13 protein-coding genes and 1 other RNA gene are annotated in these 19,467 nt (G+C 40.3%); 11 read left to right on the top strand and 3 right to left on the bottom strand.

The features are described from left to right. Window positions 1-246: 246 nt before the first annotated feature. A complete protein-coding gene (locus H6G32_RS08520; RefSeq protein ID WP_190457092.1) occupies window positions 247-1,329 on the bottom strand; it encodes an MraY family glycosyltransferase in 1,083 nt (360 codons plus the stop codon). Between the two features lie 158 nt (window positions 1,330-1,487). On the opposite strand from H6G32_RS08520, the gene groL reads away from it, so the two are divergent. The 7 genes from groL (at window position 1,488) to H6G32_RS08555 (ending at window position 12,795) form a co-directional block, all read left to right on the top strand. After that, complete coding sequence (gene groL, locus H6G32_RS08525) at window positions 1,488-3,179, top strand: chaperonin GroEL (RefSeq protein ID WP_190457094.1); 1,692 nt, start codon at window positions 1,488-1,490, stop codon at window positions 3,177-3,179. Window positions 3,180-3,527: 348 nt separating this feature from the next. Further along, complete coding sequence (locus tag H6G32_RS08530) at window positions 3,528-8,987, top strand: trifunctional serine/threonine-protein kinase/ATP-binding protein/sensor histidine kinase (protein WP_190457097.1); 5,460 nt, start codon at window positions 3,528-3,530, stop codon at window positions 8,985-8,987. Window positions 8,988-9,227: 240 nt separating this feature from the next. Continuing rightward, window positions 9,228-10,373, top strand: a complete 1,146-nt coding sequence (gene corA, locus H6G32_RS08535; protein WP_190457099.1) for a magnesium/cobalt transporter CorA — start codon at window positions 9,228-9,230, stop codon at window positions 10,371-10,373. Between the two features lie 70 nt (window positions 10,374-10,443). After that, window positions 10,444-11,148, top strand: coding sequence for a hypothetical protein (locus H6G32_RS08540; protein WP_190457101.1), 705 nt, complete (start codon window positions 10,444-10,446; stop codon window positions 11,146-11,148). Between the two features lie 50 nt (window positions 11,149-11,198). Further along, window positions 11,199-11,628, top strand: an RNA gene (rnpB, locus tag H6G32_RS08545) — RNase P RNA component class A. Window positions 11,629-11,740: 112 nt separating this feature from the next. Beyond that, window positions 11,741-12,124 carry an AAA family ATPase gene (locus tag H6G32_RS08550; protein ID WP_190457103.1) on the top strand — a complete coding sequence of 128 codons (384 nt, stop codon included), beginning with the start codon at window positions 11,741-11,743 and terminating at the stop codon, window positions 12,122-12,124. A gap of 263 nt (window positions 12,125-12,387) precedes the next feature. Further along, entirely contained in the window at window positions 12,388-12,795 is a 408-nt protein-coding gene (locus tag H6G32_RS08555; protein ID WP_190457105.1) for a hypothetical protein, read from the top strand. A gap of 33 nt (window positions 12,796-12,828) precedes the next feature. On the opposite strand, the gene H6G32_RS08560 is transcribed toward H6G32_RS08555, so the two are convergent. Beyond that, the gene (locus tag H6G32_RS08560; protein WP_190457106.1) at window positions 12,829-13,086 is read right to left on the bottom strand and encodes a hypothetical protein; all 258 of its coding nucleotides are present in this window, start codon (window positions 13,084-13,086) and stop codon (window positions 12,829-12,831) included. Between the two features lie 206 nt (window positions 13,087-13,292). On the opposite strand from H6G32_RS08560, the gene rnc reads away from it, so the two are divergent. Together rnc and H6G32_RS08570 are read left to right on the top strand one after the other, a co-directional pair. Next, on the top strand, window positions 13,293-14,012 hold the full coding sequence (gene rnc, locus H6G32_RS08565) for a ribonuclease III (protein WP_190457109.1): 720 nt from the start codon (window positions 13,293-13,295) through the stop codon (window positions 14,010-14,012). A 35-nt stretch (window positions 14,013-14,047) separates the two neighbouring features. Further along, on the top strand, window positions 14,048-15,103 hold the full coding sequence (locus H6G32_RS08570; protein ID WP_190457111.1) for a Gfo/Idh/MocA family protein: 1,056 nt from the start codon (window positions 14,048-14,050) through the stop codon (window positions 15,101-15,103). A 95-nt stretch (window positions 15,104-15,198) separates the two neighbouring features. Here the strand turns inward: H6G32_RS08570 and H6G32_RS08575 are convergent, their stop codons facing one another. Further along, on the bottom strand, window positions 15,199-17,223 hold the full coding sequence (locus tag H6G32_RS08575) for a sensor histidine kinase (protein ID WP_190457113.1): 2,025 nt from the start codon (window positions 17,221-17,223) through the stop codon (window positions 15,199-15,201). 295 nt (window positions 17,224-17,518) lie between these two features. Between H6G32_RS08575 and H6G32_RS08580 the strand changes: the two genes are divergently transcribed. Both H6G32_RS08580 and H6G32_RS08585 read left to right on the top strand, forming a co-directional pair. After that, the gene (locus H6G32_RS08580; protein WP_190457115.1) at window positions 17,519-18,226 is read left to right on the top strand and encodes a RibD family protein; all 708 of its coding nucleotides are present in this window, start codon (window positions 17,519-17,521) and stop codon (window positions 18,224-18,226) included. 33 nt (window positions 18,227-18,259) lie between these two features. Further along, window positions 18,260-19,441: a GNAT family N-acetyltransferase gene (locus tag H6G32_RS08585; protein ID WP_190457117.1), complete on the top strand. Its 1,182-nt coding sequence runs from the start codon at window positions 18,260-18,262 to the stop codon at window positions 19,439-19,441. The last annotated feature ends 26 nt before the right edge of the window (window positions 19,442-19,467 follow it).

Consider the following 19,467-nt stretch of genomic DNA (forward strand, 5'->3'; position numbering starts at 1 on the left):
TTTTGGATTTTAGATTTTGGATGGGAAACCGCTTGGTGTATCTGGGTTTTCTCTGTCCATCTATCGCCATCATTTTTCTTTATTGGTATAAGTTATGAGCGTTAAGTTGAAAACAGTTTTGAATTCAGAACTCAGCAACGCCACTTGCTGCCTCTTATCTCCTAGGGAGACGCTCCGCGAACAAATTAGCTCTCGCTAACAACCAGGGGAAAAGAGACAACGTAGTGGCTCCTCATAACTCAGCATTCAGGACTGTTGGCGTATCCTTTGCCAGACAGTAAAACCTAACAGGATAATGATGCTAACGGCAGTGGCCAACATCACTGCCAAAGTCATACCTTGTATTCTCATTGCCAGCAAGTTAAAAACTAAGGTAATTGACCAAAGAGTGAAGGCGGCGTGGCGTTGGGAGAATCCCCAAGCAAGCAAGCGGTGATGCAGGTGATCTTTGCCAGGTGTGCTGAGGGGGTTTTTCCCTGCCATGAGACGTCGGATAAACACTTGAGTGGTGTCTACCACTGGCAACAGTAGAAATAAAACTGTGGGTACGAGGGCATAAACTGTGTTTTGTTGGAGTTTGCCTAAAATGCTAGTTGCTGCCAGCACATAGCCGAAAAAGTACGCTCCAGCATCACCCATGATGATCCGTGAGGGGTGGAAGTTATGGCGCAAAAAGCCTAGGGCGGCACCTCCCAAGGCTGCTAGAACTAAAGTTGCAGCTGCCCGATTGTTAAACTGAGCGGAAACCCCTAACAAACTCATGGCAGTAATAAAGCTGATTCCTCCTGCCAAACCATCCATACCGTCCATCAAGTTGATGGCATTGGTAATCCCTACTACCCAGAGTACTGTCAAGGACATCGACAGGAGCGAGTCAATCGGAGTGCCAAAAGTGACTTTGATGCTAATACCATTAGCAACCAGCAACAGTGCTGTGATTATCTGCGCCCATAGGCGGACAGAGGGCGGTAAGCCAAATTGATCATCAATAAATCCCACAAGTACTAATATCGAACCCCCCAAGAGAATCGTCAGCACCTGAGCCAATACGCTTTGGAGTTCAATAGGTCTTAAAAGGCTAGCTAGTACCAATGCGGCAATCACTCCCGCGTAGATAGCTAAACCGCCTGCATTGGGTAAAGGTTCTCGGTTGAGTCGCCGTGCGTTGGGTTGGTCAGCCCAACCTACCCGCAAGGCAAATTTGCGTACTGTCGGCATCAAACGCCACGTTACAAGCCAAGCTAAGAGAAACGTAAATATTACCGCCAACCAGCCGGTGCCGCTAAAGTCAGCAATACCGAGAGACTTAAGGGAGTTGTCTAGATTCATCTCCCAATTCAACCATTACTGCCAGTATTCAACATGAGCATCAACTGTATATTAATCAATTTTTTTGTTTCCGTTTGTTAACTTGAACGGCTTGGGCAATTAGCACTCTTTGCCCGTGAGTGCTAAATTGTCTAAAGGAAGCGCTAGAGAAAAGAAACATGGCGAAAATTATTGCATTTAATGAAGAATCACGGCGGGCCCTCGAAAAAGGTGTTAATGCCCTGGCTGATGCGGTGAAAATCACCTTGGGACCAAAAGGTCGTAATGTCCTTTTAGAAAAAAAATTTGGCGCCCCCCAAATTGTCAACGATGGTATCACTGTTGCCAAAGAAATTGAATTAGAAGATCCTTTAGAAAACACTGGCGCGAGACTAATTCAGGAAGTAGCCTCAAAAACTAAAGATGTCGCTGGGGATGGTACTACCACTGCCACGGTTTTAGCACAGGCTTTGATTCGAGAAGGGTTGAAGAACGTCGCAGCTGGTACTAACCCAGTTAGCTTAAAGCGTGGGATCGATAAGACTGTTGAGGCTTTGGTGCTGGAAATTGCTAAATTAGCGAAGCCAGTAGAGGGAAGTGCGATCGCTCAAGTTGCCACTGTCTCAGCTGGTAATGATGAAGAAGTCGGCAATATGCTGGCTGAAGCTATGGAGAGAGTCACCAAAGACGGCGTCATCACCGTTGAAGAATCCAAATCTCTGACAACCGAACTAGAAGTAGTTGAGGGGATGCAGATTGACCGGGGTTACATTTCCCCCTACTTCATCACCAACAACGACCGGATGACGGTGGAATTTGAAAATGCCCGTATTCTGATTACTGACAAAAAAATCAGCAGCATCCAAGATTTAGTGCCGATATTAGAAAAAGTTGCCCGTAATGGTCAACCTTTGCTGATTGTGGCTGAAGATGTGGATGGCGATGCTTTGGCGACTTTGGTAGTAAACAAAGCACGTGGTGTACTGGCTATAGCCGCGATCAAAGCGCCGGGATTTGGCGATCGCCGCAAAGCCTTATTACAGGATATTGCCATTCTCACCGACGGACAGTTAATTTCCGAAGAAATCGGCTTAAACCTAGATACCGCTACTTTAGAAATGCTGGGAACTGCCAGCAAAATCGTGATTGACAAAGAAGGCACCATAATTGTTTCTGGTAGCACCACTAAGCCAGAGGTGCAAAAGCGAGTTGCTCAAATTCGCAAGCAATTGGAAGAAACTGATTCTGACTACGACAAAGAAAAACTGCAAGAACGCATCGCCAAGCTAGCTGGCGGTGTGGCAGTAATTAAAGTAGGTGCAGCCACCGAAACCGAACTCAAAGACCGCAAACTGCGGATTGAAGACGCGCTGAACGCCACCAAAGCCGCCGTCGAAGAAGGTATTGTTCCTGGTGGTGGAACAACCCTGATTCACTTGATTTCCAAGATAGCAGCAATTAAAAACAGCCTCAATGCTGAAGAAAAAATTGGCGCTGATATCGTCGCACGCGCACTAGAAGCTCCCTTACGGCAAATTGCAGACAACGCTGGTGCCGAAGGTACTGTCATCGTCTCTAAAGTGCAAGAAAGTGATTTCAATATCGGCTATAACGCCGCTACTGGGGAATTTGAAGACTTAATTGCCGCAGGCATTATTGACCCAGCTAAAGTTGTGCGTTCAGCTTTGCAAAACGCCGCTTCTATTGCTGGTTTGGTCTTAACCACAGAAGCCCTAGTTGTGGAAAAACCTGAGAAGAAATCTGCTGCCCCTGATGCTGGTGGCATGGGCGGCATGGGCGGCATGGGCGGCATGGGTGGCATGGGTGGTATGGGCGGCATGGGCGGCATGGGCGGCATGGGCATGTTCTAATCGACCCTTTCCCAAATTAATGAAATGTTTTTCAGCAGTTTGTCTTGTAAAAGGCAAACTGCTTTTTTATAGTGACTTTTTGAAAGCTTTTTGTCTAATGACAGCCACAAGTGTTTTTTAAGTGAAATTTCTGGGAATACTACTTACATAGCACCTCTAAAAATTTGACTTTGCTGAAGCAAGGAAATGAATTTGAATAAATGTAAAAGTATTTCCAACTTGCGTAAATTATTAATCAAGTACTGATAACTATACAGGAAGCCTTGCTCTAAATTCTTGAACATAGTCAAGTAGATTTACCTCTTCATATCACCCATAGCAACGCCGGAAATTTAGGCAATAAATTTTATGACCTCCACTTTTGCGATCGCTATTCCCGGTTATAGAATTACCGAGTTAATCTATGCTAGTACGAGAACCAGAGTTTATCGTGCTTACCAAGACCAGACACAGACCCCAGTTATCATCAAAATCCTTAACACAGAGTATCCCCAAGTTCGTGATTTGATTTTGTTGAAAAATCAGTATGCGATCGCCCAACACCTTGATCACCCCAATATTATTAAATGCTATAATTTAGAACGTTATGGTAATAGTTATGCTCTCATTTTAGAGGATTTTGGTGGTATTTGTCTAAGTCAATATGCCAACTCTCAAGCATTGATTTTAGAAGATTTTTTGGCTGTTGCTATATCAATTAGCAATGCCCTGGAATACGTTTATGAAAATAAAATTATTCACCAAGATATCAAGCCTAAAAATATTCTCATTCATCCCGAAACTAAACAAATTAAGCTGATAGATTTTAGTATTTCTTCACTCCTAGCTAAAGAAAACGCCGAGATTAAAAATCCCAATGTTTTGTCAGGCACACTAGCCTATATGTCCCCAGAACAAACGGGAAGAATGAATCGTGGGATAGACTATCGCACAGATTTATACTCTCTCGGCGTGACTTTTTATGAATTACTTACAGGTAGATTACCATTTGATAGCACTAATCCCCTAGAGTTAGTACATTGTCATCTAGCTAAAGAGCCTATAAATCTGAGAGAAATTAATCCTAAGATTCCTCAAACTGTAGCCGATATTATCATGAAATTAATGGCAAAAACGGCTGAAAAAAGATATCAAACAGCTAGAGGTATCAGGCATGACTTAGAAATATGTCAGCAAATGTGGTTAAATCAAGGCGAGATTATAGGCTTTGAATTGGGAAAGACAGATAACAGCGATCGCTTCCTAATTCCTGAAAAGCTCTATGGTAGAGAAACCGAAATTACCACTTTATTAAATGCCTTTGAACGTGTCAGTAATGGTAATGCAGAATTAATTTTAGTTGCTGGTTTGTCTGGCATTGGTAAAACTGCTGTTGTTCATGAAGTTCATAAACCAATTGTCAGACAAAAAGGTTATTTTATCTCTGGTAAATTTGACCAATTCCAAATAAATATTCCCTTGGGAGCATTCCTCCAAGCTTTTCGTAGTCTCATGGCACAACTGCTAACAGAAAGCACATCTCAATTATTGGATTGGAAAACTAAGATATTATCAGCATTGGGAGAACAAGCACAGGTGATGATTGATATCATTCCTGAATTAGAAAAGATTCTCGGCAAACAACCACAAGTAGCAGAAATTACAGGAACTGCTTCTGAAAATCGGTTTAATTTATTATTCGTTAATTTTATTAGAGTCTTGGCAACTAAATCACATCCCCTAGTAATTTTCTTAGATGATTTACAATGGGTAGACTCGGCATCGTTAAGGTTAATTCAGTTACTAATAACTGAAACAGATGTGCAATATCTCTTGCTAATTGGTGCATATCGGGATAATGAAGTTAATGCCCGACATCCTTTTATGATGACTTTAGATGATATCCTTAAAACTAGGGGAACCGTCAACCAAATTACATTGAAACCACTTGATGAATTTTATCTAAATCTCCTAGTATCTGATGCTCTACATTGTCCGGAATCTAAAGCCTTACCTTTAACACAGTTAGTGTTAAATAAAACTCAAGGTAATCCATTCTTTACTAATCAGTTACTAAAATATTTGTATGAAGATGGGTTAATTAAATTTGATTTAAATACGGGTAACTGGAAGTATGATATTACAGGATTACGGTCTTTGCACCTAAATACTGATGTATTAGACTTTTTAGGAATTCAGTTACAAAAATTGCCAAAAAACACCCAAAATACTTTAAAAATTGCAGCTTGTATAGGGAATAATTTTGACCTATATACCTTGTCAATCGTCTGTGAAAAATCAGAAACTGAAACAGCGGCTAATTTGTGGAAAGCTTTACAAGAAGGGCTAATTTTACCAAAAAATGAAGTCTATAAGCTTTATCAAGATGATTCAGTTATTAGGGATGATGAACACTGGAAACCGACGGATAAAAAAGTAACAGTTAAGTATAAATTTCTCCATGACCGCGTACAGCAAGCGGCTTATTCGCTAATTCCAGAAGCCGATAAACAAGTTACACATTTGAAAATTGGTCAGCTTATTCTCCAAAATACCACTCCAGAAAAATTGGAAGAAAATCTTTTTGAGCTTGTCAACCAGTTAAATATGGGATCTGATCTAATTGTCAGCCAGTTAGAAAAATATGATCTGGCCAAACTCAATCTACTTGCAGGCAGTAAGGCCAAATCAGCTACAGCTTATGAAGCTGCTGTTAGATATTTGAATGTAGGTTTAGGACTTTTAGCAGCAGATAGTTGGCAGCATCAGTATGACTTAACAATAAATCTCTATGTCGAAACTATAGAAGTAGAATATTTAAATGGCAACTTTGAGAAGTCTAAACACTTAGCCAATCTCACATTGCAACAAGCAAAAACAATTTTAGAGCAAGTTAGGGTATATAAAGTTCAAATCCAGAGTTTTATTGCTCAAAATCTGATGTCAGAAGCTGTAGAAATAGGAGTGCGAATACTCAAAAACCTGGGGGTAGAACTGCCTAATCAACCTAGTGTGCTGGATATTTTGGCGGGAGTATTACAGACCAAATTAACTTTAATTGGCAAACGAATTCAGGATTTGTCAAATTTACCAATAATGGCTGATCCCTATAAACTAGCAGCTATGCAAATTTTATCACTTATGGCTTCTGCTGCGAGTCAGGCAGGCTCTTTACACTTTCCGCTAACTGTTTTGGCAATGGTTAGATTATCGGTAAAATATGGCAATTCGACCTTTGCTGCTTTTGCCTATAGTCTTTACGGTGCTATGCTATGTGACAAATTTGGGGATATTGAAACAGGTTATAGATTTGGGAAATTAGGACTTGATTTACTAGAAAAGTTGAATGCTAGTTCACAGAGATGTAAAGTCAACTTTTTATTCAATAGCATGATACGACACTTTAAAAAGCCTGTTAAACAAACAATAGCACCGCTAATAGAAGCAATGCAGATTGGTTTAGAAACCGGAGATATAGAATTTGTCGGTAATGCCAATGCTTTTTTAGTTATCAACCTATTTTTAAGCGGACAAAATCTAGAATTATGTGAGCAAAAATGCCTGAATTCCATTGAAATTGCGCGAAGTTTAAAAATAGAAACGTTACCCTTGGTTTTCAGCATTTTTAGGCAGACTTTGTTAAATATTCAAGGACTTTCGTTAGAAAAATGTACTTTAGTGGGTGAGGCATTTAATGAAGTAGAAATGATGCCTGCCTTGGAAAATAATCCGTCTTATTTGGCCATATTTCATTTTCAAAAAGCTATGCTTAACTATTTATTTCAAAATAATATAGTAGCGATTAAAAATGCTGAGTTAACAAAACAATATCAGGCAGTTCAGCCAGGCTTTATATTTTATTGCATCAATAATTTTTACCATTCCTTAGCGCTACTATCTGAGTTTAATCATGCATTACCACCTGAGAAAAAACAATACCTTAAACAAGTGGCAGCGAACCAAAAAAACATGAAATTATGGGCCCATCATGCTTACTATAATTTCCAGCATAAATATGATTTAGTAGAAGCAGAAAAAGCACGAGTATTGGGGCGAAAATCACAGGCTATAGAGCTTTATGAGCAAGCAATTAAGGGAGCTAAGGAAAATGAATACATCCAAGAAGAAGCACTAGCCAACGAGTTAACTGCTAAATTTTACCTTGCTGATGGTAAAGAAAAACTCGCCCAATTATACTTGACTGATGCTTACTATGGTTATATCAACTGGGGAGCAAAAGCAAAAGTTGACGACTTAGAACAACGCTATCCTCAGTTACTTGCACCAATACTCAATCAAAAAATTATCAGTCTCAGTCAAAGTGATGGAAGTGATATAGATACTAACTTAAGAACTGACTCTAACAGTACAAGTATCTCAGCTATATTGGATTTGGAAACTGTGACTAAAGCATCCATAGCCATTGCTTCTGAAATTCAACTGGATAAGTTGCTGCACACTCTAATGCAAGTAATTTTAGAGAATGTAGGAGCCGAAACAGCTTCATTGATTTTGCAACAGGATGGCAATTTAATCCTTGTGGCTCAATCTCAATATCATCAACAGAATAAGCTACAATTAACGCCAATTAGCAGCAGTCAAGATGTGCCAGTGAGCATCATTAATTATGTCTCCCATACTCAAGAATATCTCCTGATTAATGATGCTACTACTGAAAATAATTTTGCTGCTGATACTTATGTTATCCAACATCAACCTAAATCTATATTATGTACCCCTATTCTCAATCAAGGTAAACTTATTGGTATTCTTTACTTAGAAAATTCTCTAACTGTAGGGGCTTTTACTCCTGAAAGATTGCAAATATTAAAACTCCTTTCCTCTCAAGCAGCTATCTCCCTAGAAAATGCCCAACTCTATGCCAACTTAGAAGCAAAAGTTGCTGTAAGAACTCAGGAATTAAATGAAAAAAATCTCCGACTAGAACAAACGCTACAGGAACTAAAACTTACACAAACCCAACTTATTCAAACGGAAAAAATGTCTAGTCTTGGGCAGATGGTTGCAGGTATTGCCCATGAAATCAATAATCCTGTGAGCTTTATTCACGGTAATCTGACTCAGATTGATGAGTACACCCAGGATTTGCTCACTTTCATTAATCTTTACTATAAGATATATCCTAATACAGCACCAGAACTTGATGATTTTCTGGAAAATATTGACTTTGATTTTCTCAGAGAAGATATACCTAAAACTCTAGCTTCTATGAAAGTCGGGACACGGCGCATTCGAGAGATTGTACTGACGTTACGTAACTTCTCTCGCTTAGACGAAGCTGACATGAAACCTGTGAATATTCATGAGGGAATTGATAGCACTCTGCTAATTTTACAAAATCGTCTTCAACTTAAACCGGGACATCCGGCTATTGAAATTATCAAAGATTATGGTGACTTGCCTCTTGTTGAATGTTATGCAGGGCAACTGAATCAGGTATTTATGAATCTCCTGATTAATGGCATTGATGCTCTGGATAAATTTAATCAGGAACGAACAGTAGCAATAAGTAATAATCCCAGTAAAATTATAATTCGTACTCAAGTAGTAAATTCTAATTGGGTAGCCATCTCTATTAAAGATAATGGTGCAGGTATGAGTAACGATGTTAAACAAAAGTTATTTGATCCTTTCTTCACTACTAAACCTGTGGGAGGAGGGCCTGGTCTAGGGTTATCAATTAGCTATCAAATTGTTGTGGATAAACATCACGGTAAGATAGACTGTATCTCTGAACCTGGAAAGGGGGCTGAGTTTGTGATCCAGATTCCTATTCGACAGCAGTATTCGGTAAATTATGCAACCTAAACCCAGTAGCTAATATAGTATTGACTACTTTCAACGCTTTTAGGCAAACCCTAAGGGTAAGATTTCACATTTCTATTTTTCATCTGGTTTAAGGTACGAAAACAAAGTATTACCCATAGGCTATTTTTTAGGGTTTATAAATGATATTATATCTGCTGTAATACTTAATATTATTACTAGTTCATAATTTAGAGTTTTGGCTCAATGACTAATTGACCAATAACCATCAGGGAACAGTTCATGATCCGAAAACTTCGCCATCTTCCCAAAGTTTTAACTAAATCATTTAGAAAAGAATACTATCACCAACCAGGGACTCTGCCAGGAACGATCATCATTGATGAAAATGCCGAATATCCAACTATTTTTTTGATTGACTATAACCAAACTAACTTTATCCGGGAACAGATAGCAACCCCGGAGGAATGTGTCAAGTATCTAGAGACAGAATCTATTTCTTGGGTGGATGTACAGGGTTTAGGCAATAGAGATATTTTACAAAGTTTGGGTAAAGTTTTTGATTTACATCCTCTGGTTTTAGAAGATGTGGTCAATATGGCAGAACGTCCAAAAATAGAAGATTTTGAAGACCAATTGCTGATTATTGCCCGCATGGTTGTGCCTAAGGAAAGAACCTGCGGTTTTTATAGTGAGCAAGTGAGTTTAGTATTGGGGAAAAATTATCTGCTCACAGTACAAGAGGAACCAGAGCATGATTGCTTTGAAGGGGTGAGAGCGCGAATTGAAAAAGGTAAAGGCATCATCCGCAAACAAGGAAGCGATTATTTAGCTTATGCTCTGTTAGATGCAATCATTGATGGCTTTTTTCCAGTGCTGGAGCTTTATGGGGAGCGCATAGAAGAGTTAGAGGAGGAAGTGATAGTCAAACCCACTCCGCAAACACTACAACAAATCTATCAAATTAGGCGAGAATTACTGCAACTGCGTCGCGCTATCTGGCCCCAACGGGATGCGATTAATGCCTTGATTCGAGATAGCGGCCAACTGATTGGTGATGAGGTGCGAATTTATCTACGAGACTGTTATGACCATGCAGTACAGGTGATGGATATGGTAGAAACTTACCGCGAACTGGCATCTGGATTAATGGATGTCTATCTTTCGGCAGTGAGTAACAAAATGAATGAAATTATGAAGGTGCTAACGGTGGTTTCATCCATCTTTATTCCCTTAACTTTTGTTGCTGGAATATATGGGATGAATTTCAATACCGAAAAATCACCATATAATATGCCTGAATTAAATTGGTATTGGGGCTACCCCATATGCTTGTCTCTTATGGCGGTAATCGCACTTGGACTGCTATTCTTTTTTTGGCGTCGGGGCTGGCTATCAAATTCGGTAGCTGTTAAGCGTGATAAATGATGGTAAATTGGCTATCAGCAGCGGATAGAAAATTAGCGTGTGTGTGGAGTTTATATTCTGAGTTATGGTAATGAAAAATGGCGACCAAAATCTAATTGTTTTGACGCTTTATATCATCGGCTTATCTTATACCTTTAATCGCATGGTTGAATCCATTGACGATAAAATTAAGTATGAGTTTAAGAAAGGAGTCGTCGATGATCAACTAAAAGAACAAAATCTCCAAAATCAGGTGGGAATTTCTTTTAAATTCGGTATTTCAAATCCACTTGATGATTTGAAAGAATTGTCGATCAGTATTGAAAATAAATCTGAGAATCTGGCAATATACGTTGACTGGGATAATAGCTCTATAGTCGGTGATTTGAGTAAGCAATCGCGCCGAGTGATTCGCAAGTCACCAGACTTAACCCGCGACTTAGCTGTACCCCAAAGTCCTAGCCTGATTGCTCCCAAGAATACTCTTTCAGAAACGATAACAGCGGAAGATGTTTTCCAGCTAGATAAAGATTCGGGAACATACAAAGTAAATAGCCCCTTACTTGCTATCGGCAAGCTTAAATCTGGTGGTGGGCCACAAAAGAAGATGTATAACGACTTTATGAGCGAAAAACGCACTTTTGATTTTTCGCTTCAACTGGTGCTCAGAATCTCTGAGGTGCGTGCCGGTATAGCTCCAGGTGTGAATATCCCTCCTTTATGCATTATCAATTGTCCCTTTAGCGTCAAGAAACTACCCTGGACTTACGCCCTACCTTGGAATAAAAAGAAGTAAATCAGATCCGGACACACAATTGCTATCAAAGCTTACACTGGATGTAGGGAGAGAGTTGGCGCTGGCAGTTGCAGATCAGTCATCAAGACTGGTTTGAGGAAAGTCCGGGCTCCCGAAAGACCAGACTTGCTGGATAACGTCCAGTGCGTGCGAGCGTGAGGATAGTGCCACAGAAAGATACCGCCAAGAATGGGTAATCGTTAATGGGTAATGGGTAATGGGAAAAACACCAATTACGAATTACGAATTACGAATTATCAATTCTTGGTAAGGGTGCAAAGGTGCGGTAAGAGCGCACCAGCAGCGTCGAGAGGCGTTGGCTCGGTAAACCCCGGTTGGGAGCAAGGCCAGAGGAACTACGGTTGGTCTTTTACCAGTTCCGTGAAAATAGAGCCGCTAGAGGCGTTTGGTAACAAGCGTCCCAGATAGATAACTGCCCTCGCAAGAGAACAGAACCCGGCTTACTACCAACTCTCTTTTCAAACGAACTGTGGATATTTTATTTTCCATAGTTCGTTTTTTCAATTAATATAAAAAATGAGAGATACTTAAACTCAAACACTTGACCTAATATAAAGCTATGTGTACTCTTATGGACAATAAAATCAACACAAGTAATATAAAATCTTTTTCAATACATGGTCTTTTTGGAACAGATGATGTTCACATTCCTTTTGATGAGAATATAAAAATACTCATTGGAGAGAACGGACTTGGGAAAACTCAAGTCTTAAACCTTTTTTATTATACTTTGACAAGAAATTTTTTTAGACTTAGTGAATTCAGTTTTGATAAATTAATTTTGCAATTTCATGACGAAAAGGCTATTGAAATATCTAAATCTAATGTAGATGAATTTATTGAACAGGTTTATGATAATCCTATAGTTAAAGAGATTATTGATGAAATTGGTTATTCTCAATTTGAGATATTAAGAAATAGATTTATACAAAGCAAAGATAATGAAAAAAAATAAATTGGGAATTTGAATACAGTTCCAAGTTTAGAAAAAACATTCCTACGCGTTTTATCTTAAGAGCTTTTGAGCAAATCGAAATCAAGAAAGAAAGTATATCAAACTCCTTTTTACGGGACTGTGAAGAGGAGATTAAATCCGGAATTAAAGGTAGTAACATTATCTATTTTCCAACATATAGGCGTGTAGAAGAAGATTTATATAATCTTGGTTATAATGATGATGAACCCTTAAATCAAGAAAATACACTTATCCAATTTGGAATGGATGATGTCCAAAAACGTTTTAATAACATTCAAAAGACTATTGATGGATTTTTAAAAGAAGGTTTTTCAGAGATATCGTCAGAAATTCTAAATAAACTGATAGAAGATGAGGAAGATATATCAGATAGTGATTTCCTGAACAATATCGAAAATAATGATGTTGAAATTTTATTGTCACGTGTGGGAAATAGAATTACAGAACCAAAAAAAGAAAAAATTAAAGACATCCTTTTAAATGAAGCAAAGCCAAAAAATAACTCTCTAAATTTTTTCCTGAAAAAATTAATTGAGATTTACTCTTCTCAAAAAGAGTTAGACAATTCTGTAAAACTTTTCAGGGATGTTTGCAATAAATATTTAATCAATAAAAAGGTATTTTATGATGAAAGTGCAATCAAGGTTTAAAAGGAAGTGTGAAGCGAACTTCTGGCATAAATATTAGGCGTTAATATCGTCCCAAAGCTCTGAAACAGGGTAAGTTTCTCCTGCTGCAACCTGTCGCACAGACTCTTGTAAATCAGCTAATATTTGTGCTTTTGGCTCTTGTTCATCAATCCAAGCTAAACCACTGGCGTTATCAGAGTTTATGGAACTTATAAGCTGTTGCCAAAGTTCTAGAGGGACGAGTACATCGGTTGTTTCTCCGTCCACATTGGTGACATAACGAATCTGACTTTCAATTTGTGCGATCGCCATCGGTTGATATCTCCTTCCATGTCTTTATTGTAGGGTATGCGATAGCGAAGCGCTCCGTAGGAATCGCTTTCTCCCACATACCCCAGCTAGTTGAAGTTCTGAGAATGCTGACACAGTAAGTTTTTTTACAAAAAACCGACTTGTATTTATACTCTATTTTTAGTGCTAAGTTAAGAGTTATTAGCCCATTCTCCCCCAGTTTTTTAATGTCCCCTGTTTATCCTCGCCGTCAGCGGCAACTGGAAAGTTTAGTCCAAAAGTTAGGTTTGTCAGTTGATGCACCCATCAAGTGGCAACTGCTGGACTTAGGGCTGACTCATCCCACTGTGTCTGAGTCGGCAAATTATGAACAGTTGGAGTTTGTTGGTGATGCGGTGGTGCGGCTAGTAGCAGCTATTGTGTTATGGGAACATTATCCTGATTGCCCAGTAGGGGATTTTGCGGCAATTCGTTCGGTGTTGGTGAGCGATCGCATTCTCGCCCAACTGGCCAGAGAATATGGTTTAGAATTATACTTACTCGTCGCAGGCAGTGCTACCGCTGATCACGTTGGTCAAGAGTCACGACTGGCAGATGCCTTTGAAGCAGTTTTAGGAGCACTTTACTTAAGCACTCACAACCTAGAACTAATCCGCCCTTGGCTAGATCCCCACTTCCAAAAACTAGCGACAGAAATTCGCCTTGATCCTGCCAGACTTAACTACAAAGCTGCCCTACAAGAATGGACTCAGGCACAATTTAAAGTTTTGCCAGAATATCGAGTTGTGGAAGTCAGTCAACCCCACCACAATCAAGAGCGTTTCGCTGCCCAAGTGTGGTTACATGAAAAAATGCTAGGACAAGGTAAAGGACGCTCTATTAAAGCCGCTGAACAGGCCGCGGCCAAAGTAGCTTTTTTAGCAATTAGCGAACAGGAAAAAACGTGACTGGGCATTGGGGTAGCAGAGGGAACAAATGACAAATGACTAAAATTAAAATTGCTGTTATTGGGATTGGCCGTTGGGGAGTACATTTGCTGCGAAATTTTTTAGCACACCCCCAAGTGAGTGTTGTGGCGGTAGTAGATTCCAATCCAGAAAGACTGGCAGCGGTAAAACAGCAGTTTAACTTAGATGAAAATATATTATTAACCACCGAGTGGCAAGCCCTGAAGCAAATACCGGGACTGATAGGGGTGGTAATTGCCACAATTGCTTCCACCCACTATGCCTTAATTAAGGATGCTCTCAACCAGGGTTATCATGTTTTGGCAGAAAAACCCTTAACTCTCAACCCAGTAGAATGTCGAGAACTTTGCCAATTGGCAGAGCAACAAAACTTAATACTTATGGTTGATCACACCTATTTATTTCACCCAGCAGTTGAGGGAGGACAAGCTGTAGTTAAGGCAGGTAAATTAGGTAATTTACGCTATGGTTACGCCACCCGCACCCATTTAGGCCCTGTCCGGCAAGATGTTGATGCGCTTTGGGACTTAGCTATTCATGATATTGCCATCTTTAACACCTGGCTGGCTCAGTTACCTGTGAAAGTGCAAGCAACCGGTACAGTGTGGCTACAAGGAGGTGAGGAGCCAGAAAAAACAATCACCCCATCAGGTGTAGCTGATTTAGTCTGGGTGACCCTGACATATCCAGATGGCTTTCAAGCCTATATCCACCTGTGCTGGCTCAATCCAGATAAACAGCGACGATTGGGGATTGTGGGTAGCTTAGGCAGCTTGATTTTTGATGAGATGTCAAATTCATCCCCGTTAACCCTACAACATGGGGAGTTTGCACAACAGGGAAATCAATTTATTCCTGTCAATCAAAGACAAGAAATGCTGGAAATAGAAACAGGTGAACCATTGCAGCGGGTTTGCGATCGCTTTGTTGTCTGTGTCCTTCAGAATACTCCCCCAGTGATTTCCTCTGGCTGGGTAGGTACAGATTTAGTGGAAATTCTTGCCGCTTTGACAGCATCTTTAAACCAGGGCGGTAAATCTATTTTTTTGACATACTCACCGCTCCTTTAGGAGCGGGGAAACACTTGACGCTTCACTGACTGATGCTAACCGTTGCTAGTCTTACTCTGTCTCTGCGTCCGTTTTTCAGATATCCCATTGTCGCATTAAGTGGGAAAGGTAGGAAGGACACTTGGCTGCGGTGGGAAACTCACCTCACAAGTTTCTCCTTTCTCTCCATCTACCACTGCTCTCGAAGAACTGTATATTTCTGAAGGTGGGTCTTGGCGCACTTTAGAGTAGCGGCTTCCCCTTGTCTCCTCCCCTTCTTCTGAGTTAGGTAACAGAGAAATATCAATCAAAGGTAATATAATCAGCACTGTCGTACCTTGATGCAGACCGGCACTCTCAAGATTAATTCTACCTCCCATAAGTTCGATTAAGTTCCGAGAAATTGCTAGTCCCAGTCCAGTACCCTCAAACTTGCGTGTATTTGCGCCATTCACCATCACAAAGGGGCGAAATAGTTTGTGCTGTTGGGTAGGATCAACACCTATACCTGTATCTTTAATTGAAACTATCACTTGAGATTTACCATCTCTAACGTGAATTTCTGTAGCAATCGTGATGCTTCCTTCGTCGGTGAATTTAGTAGCGTTACCGATGATATTAATTAGTACCTGTTTGAGTTTTGAACCATCTGCGTTAATTGGTATTGGTTCATTACCTAACTCGCATTTCAGTTGCAGACCTTTTTTTTGAACATTAACCGATTGTAGATTAATTACCTCTAACAGTATTCGTCGTAAGTCAACAGGTTCTGTGACTACTGAGAGTTTACCTGCTTCGATTTTGGAAATGTCTAGTAACTCATTAATAATACCTAACAAGTGAATCGCCGTTTCATCAGCACGCTTGAGGAATTCCATTTCTTCTTCCCGGTTATCACACAAGCCATCTTCAACTAGACGAACACAATTAATAATGATATTTAGTGGGTTTCTTAATTCATGAGAAGTTGTAGCCAAAAACTGACTTTTAATCTGATTGGCAGTTTTTGCTTCTTTCCAAGCTATTTCTAGTTCTTCTGCCCAAGCTTTCAGCCGCTCAACCATCTGGTCTAGTGCTTGGGCTAGTTGATTAAATTCCCGGATTTTGAAGTTGTGGGGAATTGGTTGGGCGCTGTGATGGCTATGAATATTCAAAGCGTAGTCGCGCAATTCTTCCACAGGACGTGCCAATTTTGGAGCCAGATATAGCGATGCCAACAAACTGGCGCCAATTAAGCCAACTGTTAAAACGATGAGAATGAGTTTAATTTCGTCTAAACCAAACAGAGCATTTTCCACGCTCGTTACAGCTAAGATAATCCATTTTTGTTGCTGCTGTTGTGTAATCGGATTTACAATAGCCGTATAGCCAGCGACTAATTCTTTCCCATCTGTAAAATACAAATGTATAGAATCATTTTGCCCAGCAGTCGCCTTTTTGACAATGCTTTTTAGGCGGGCAGCATCCCGGTTATTTTGGATATTAGTACCCACTCGGTCTGCTAAGGGGTGCAGCAAGATTGTGCCATCTTCAGCAATTATTACCGTAGAGCCGGTAAGTGATCCTGGCTGATTTGCAATTTGTTGGTAAAATGCAGTTTGAAGACTTAAGGCGTAGGCTAAATCCCCATTGCGATTGTAAACGGGGACAGATAACATCAATTGCAGTTTGTTTTGTGGATCTCTCTTGCCAGTTGTTCCGGCTTTAGGCGGTAATATTGCTTTAATATCAACGTTATCACTAGAGAAAGATGAACTTAATTCTCCAATTGCTTTATCACCACAACTGCTGGCAATGATGTTACCCTTTTGCAGATTCGTTAATTGAATGCACTCAATATTAGTTGGCAGTTGTTGTGCTAATTCAGTGATAAATTTTTGGGATTTGCTTGGCGAACCTGACTGAATGACTTTTGTTTGACTGGCACTGAGTAAATTGCTTTTCAGAGATGCGATCGCATCGACAATTTTCTCCCCTTTGTTGATGGCGCTTTCTGTGAGGTTTTGCCGGGCAGTTTTTAAGAGGCTAGAGCGGGCCTTATTTAAGGCGACCATCTCCCCTACAAATAAAACTGGAACAAACAGAAGTAATATTCTCGTTACTAAAATTCGACGAAAGGATGATTGACGGATCTTAGCCATCGAGTGTCTCACTTCGCATCTGCAAACTACAACAGCAACGATATGCAATTAGACCAGCTAAATGAGACATTTTATTAAGTTATTACTACTTTATTGTAATTTTTTAAAATTATCAAATTGCTCTTATCCAGAAAGAAGCATGATATACCAAAACTCATAGGCGGTAGGTGTAAAAGTGACTCGTGGTGCATATCAATATAGGGACGAAATTGCTAAACAGTGGCTGGTAAGCACGAAATTTCTTTAAAATCAACACACTAGCTTTTGAAAATATCAAAACCATCAAACTAACCCAATGACGCAACATCGTCCTCATACAACAGTTGTTTTGGCAATGAGTGCAGATGGCAAAATAGCAGATTTTAGGCGATCGCCTGCTCGATTTGGCTCAGGGGCTGATAAAGCACACCTGGAAAAACAAATCGCTGCCTCTGATGCAGTTTTATTTGGCGCTGGTACTCTCCGTGCCTACGGTACAACACTTACCGTATCACAGCCAACGCTGCTGCAACAACGTACACAGCAAGGTAAGCCCAACCAACCAGTTCATATAGTAATTTCACACTCTGGCCACCTGAATCCGGACATTAACTTCTTTAAGCAACCTGTGAGACACTGGTTGCTGACGACAACAGCGGGGGCAATTTTCTGGCAAGGACGCCCAGAATTTGAGCAGATTCTGGTTTTTGAAACACCAACAGGAAAAATTGACATTCTTGCTGCTCTACAACACCTGGCAATTCTACACATAACACGCTTAACGGTCTTGGGAGGGGGTCAATTAGTAGCTTCTATGGTGGAATCTGATTTAATTGATGAATTCTGGTTTACCATCTGTCCGTTAATTTTAGGCAGTGCTACCGCACCCACCCCTGTAGAAGGACAAGGATTTTTATCCCATTTAGCCCCCAGGTTACAACTTCTAGAAGTTCATACAGTTGAGGAGGAAGTGTTTTTGCACTATCGGCGACAACGGCCAGCTTTCTTAGATTACGCTAAATAGAGCTTTTGCTAACTTTTGTATCTTAACTACACGATGGTGAAACCACTCAAGCCTAGCTATTCTGTTGTTTGGACAAATAAAATAGCTGAAGTATCCCAAGATGCCTGGGATGCTCTAGCTATGCCACTAAAGACCCCATTTTTAGAGTGGGAGTGGCTGAATAATCTCGAAATTTCCCTCAGTGTTACAGCTAAAACCGGCTGGTTGCCAAATCACTTGACATTGTGGCGAGATAGAACACTAATTGCTGCTGCCCCACTTTATCTTAAAGGACATAGTCAGGGCGAGTTTGTTTTTGATCATCAGTGGGCAGAGTTAGCTTCTCGTATTGGCGTAGAGTATTACCCAAAACTATTGGGAATGACGCCATTTACTCCCGCTGAAGGTTATCGGTTCTTAATTGCTCCTGGGGAAGATGAGGATGAAATTACAGCCATGTTGCTCCATGAGATTGACTCTTTTTGTGTGCAGCATCGCATTTCTGGATGTCATTTTCTCTATGTCGATCCCCAATGGCGTCCTGTTTTAGAACGACAGGGTTTTACCTCGTGGTTGCACCACAGCTATATCTGGGAAAATGCTGGTTTTCAAACTTTTGATGATTACTTGACAGTGTTCAACGCCAATCAGCGTCGCAATATTAAGCGGGAACGTAAAGCCGTTTTTCAGGCTGGTTTACGACTGCAACCGCTGACTGGTGATCAAATTCCTCCGTCCCATTTTCCTTTGATGTACCAATTCTATGCTGATACCTGTGATAAGTTCGGCTGGTGGGGTAGTAAGTACCTGACAAAAAGTTTTTTTGAGCAGCTAGACGCTAATTATCGCCATCGGGTATTATTTATTGCTGCATACAGTGAGCAAAACGAGCATATACCTGTAGGGATGTCTTTTTGTCTATTTAAGGATGACAAACTATATGGGCGGTATTGGGGGAGTTTTCAAGAAATAGATTGCTTGCATTTTGATGCTTGCTATTATGCACCGATTGAATGGGCGATCGCTAACGGCATCCAAACTTTTGACCCTGGTGCTGGTGGACGCCACAAGAAACGTCGCGGTTTTCCGGCTATGCCGAATTATAGTCTGCACCGCTTTTACAATAGTCGTTTAGGACAAATCTTACGCCCTTATATCAATGAGGTGAATCAGATGGAACAACAAGAGATTTCGGCGATGAATGCAGAATTACCCTTTAGTCAACGGGATGCTTAGGAAGAAGAAATTACAAAAATTCCCAG

Source organism: Cylindrospermum sp. FACHB-282 (assembly GCF_014697195.1).
Classification (GTDB): Bacteria; Cyanobacteriota; Cyanobacteriia; order Cyanobacteriales; family Nostocaceae; genus Cylindrospermum.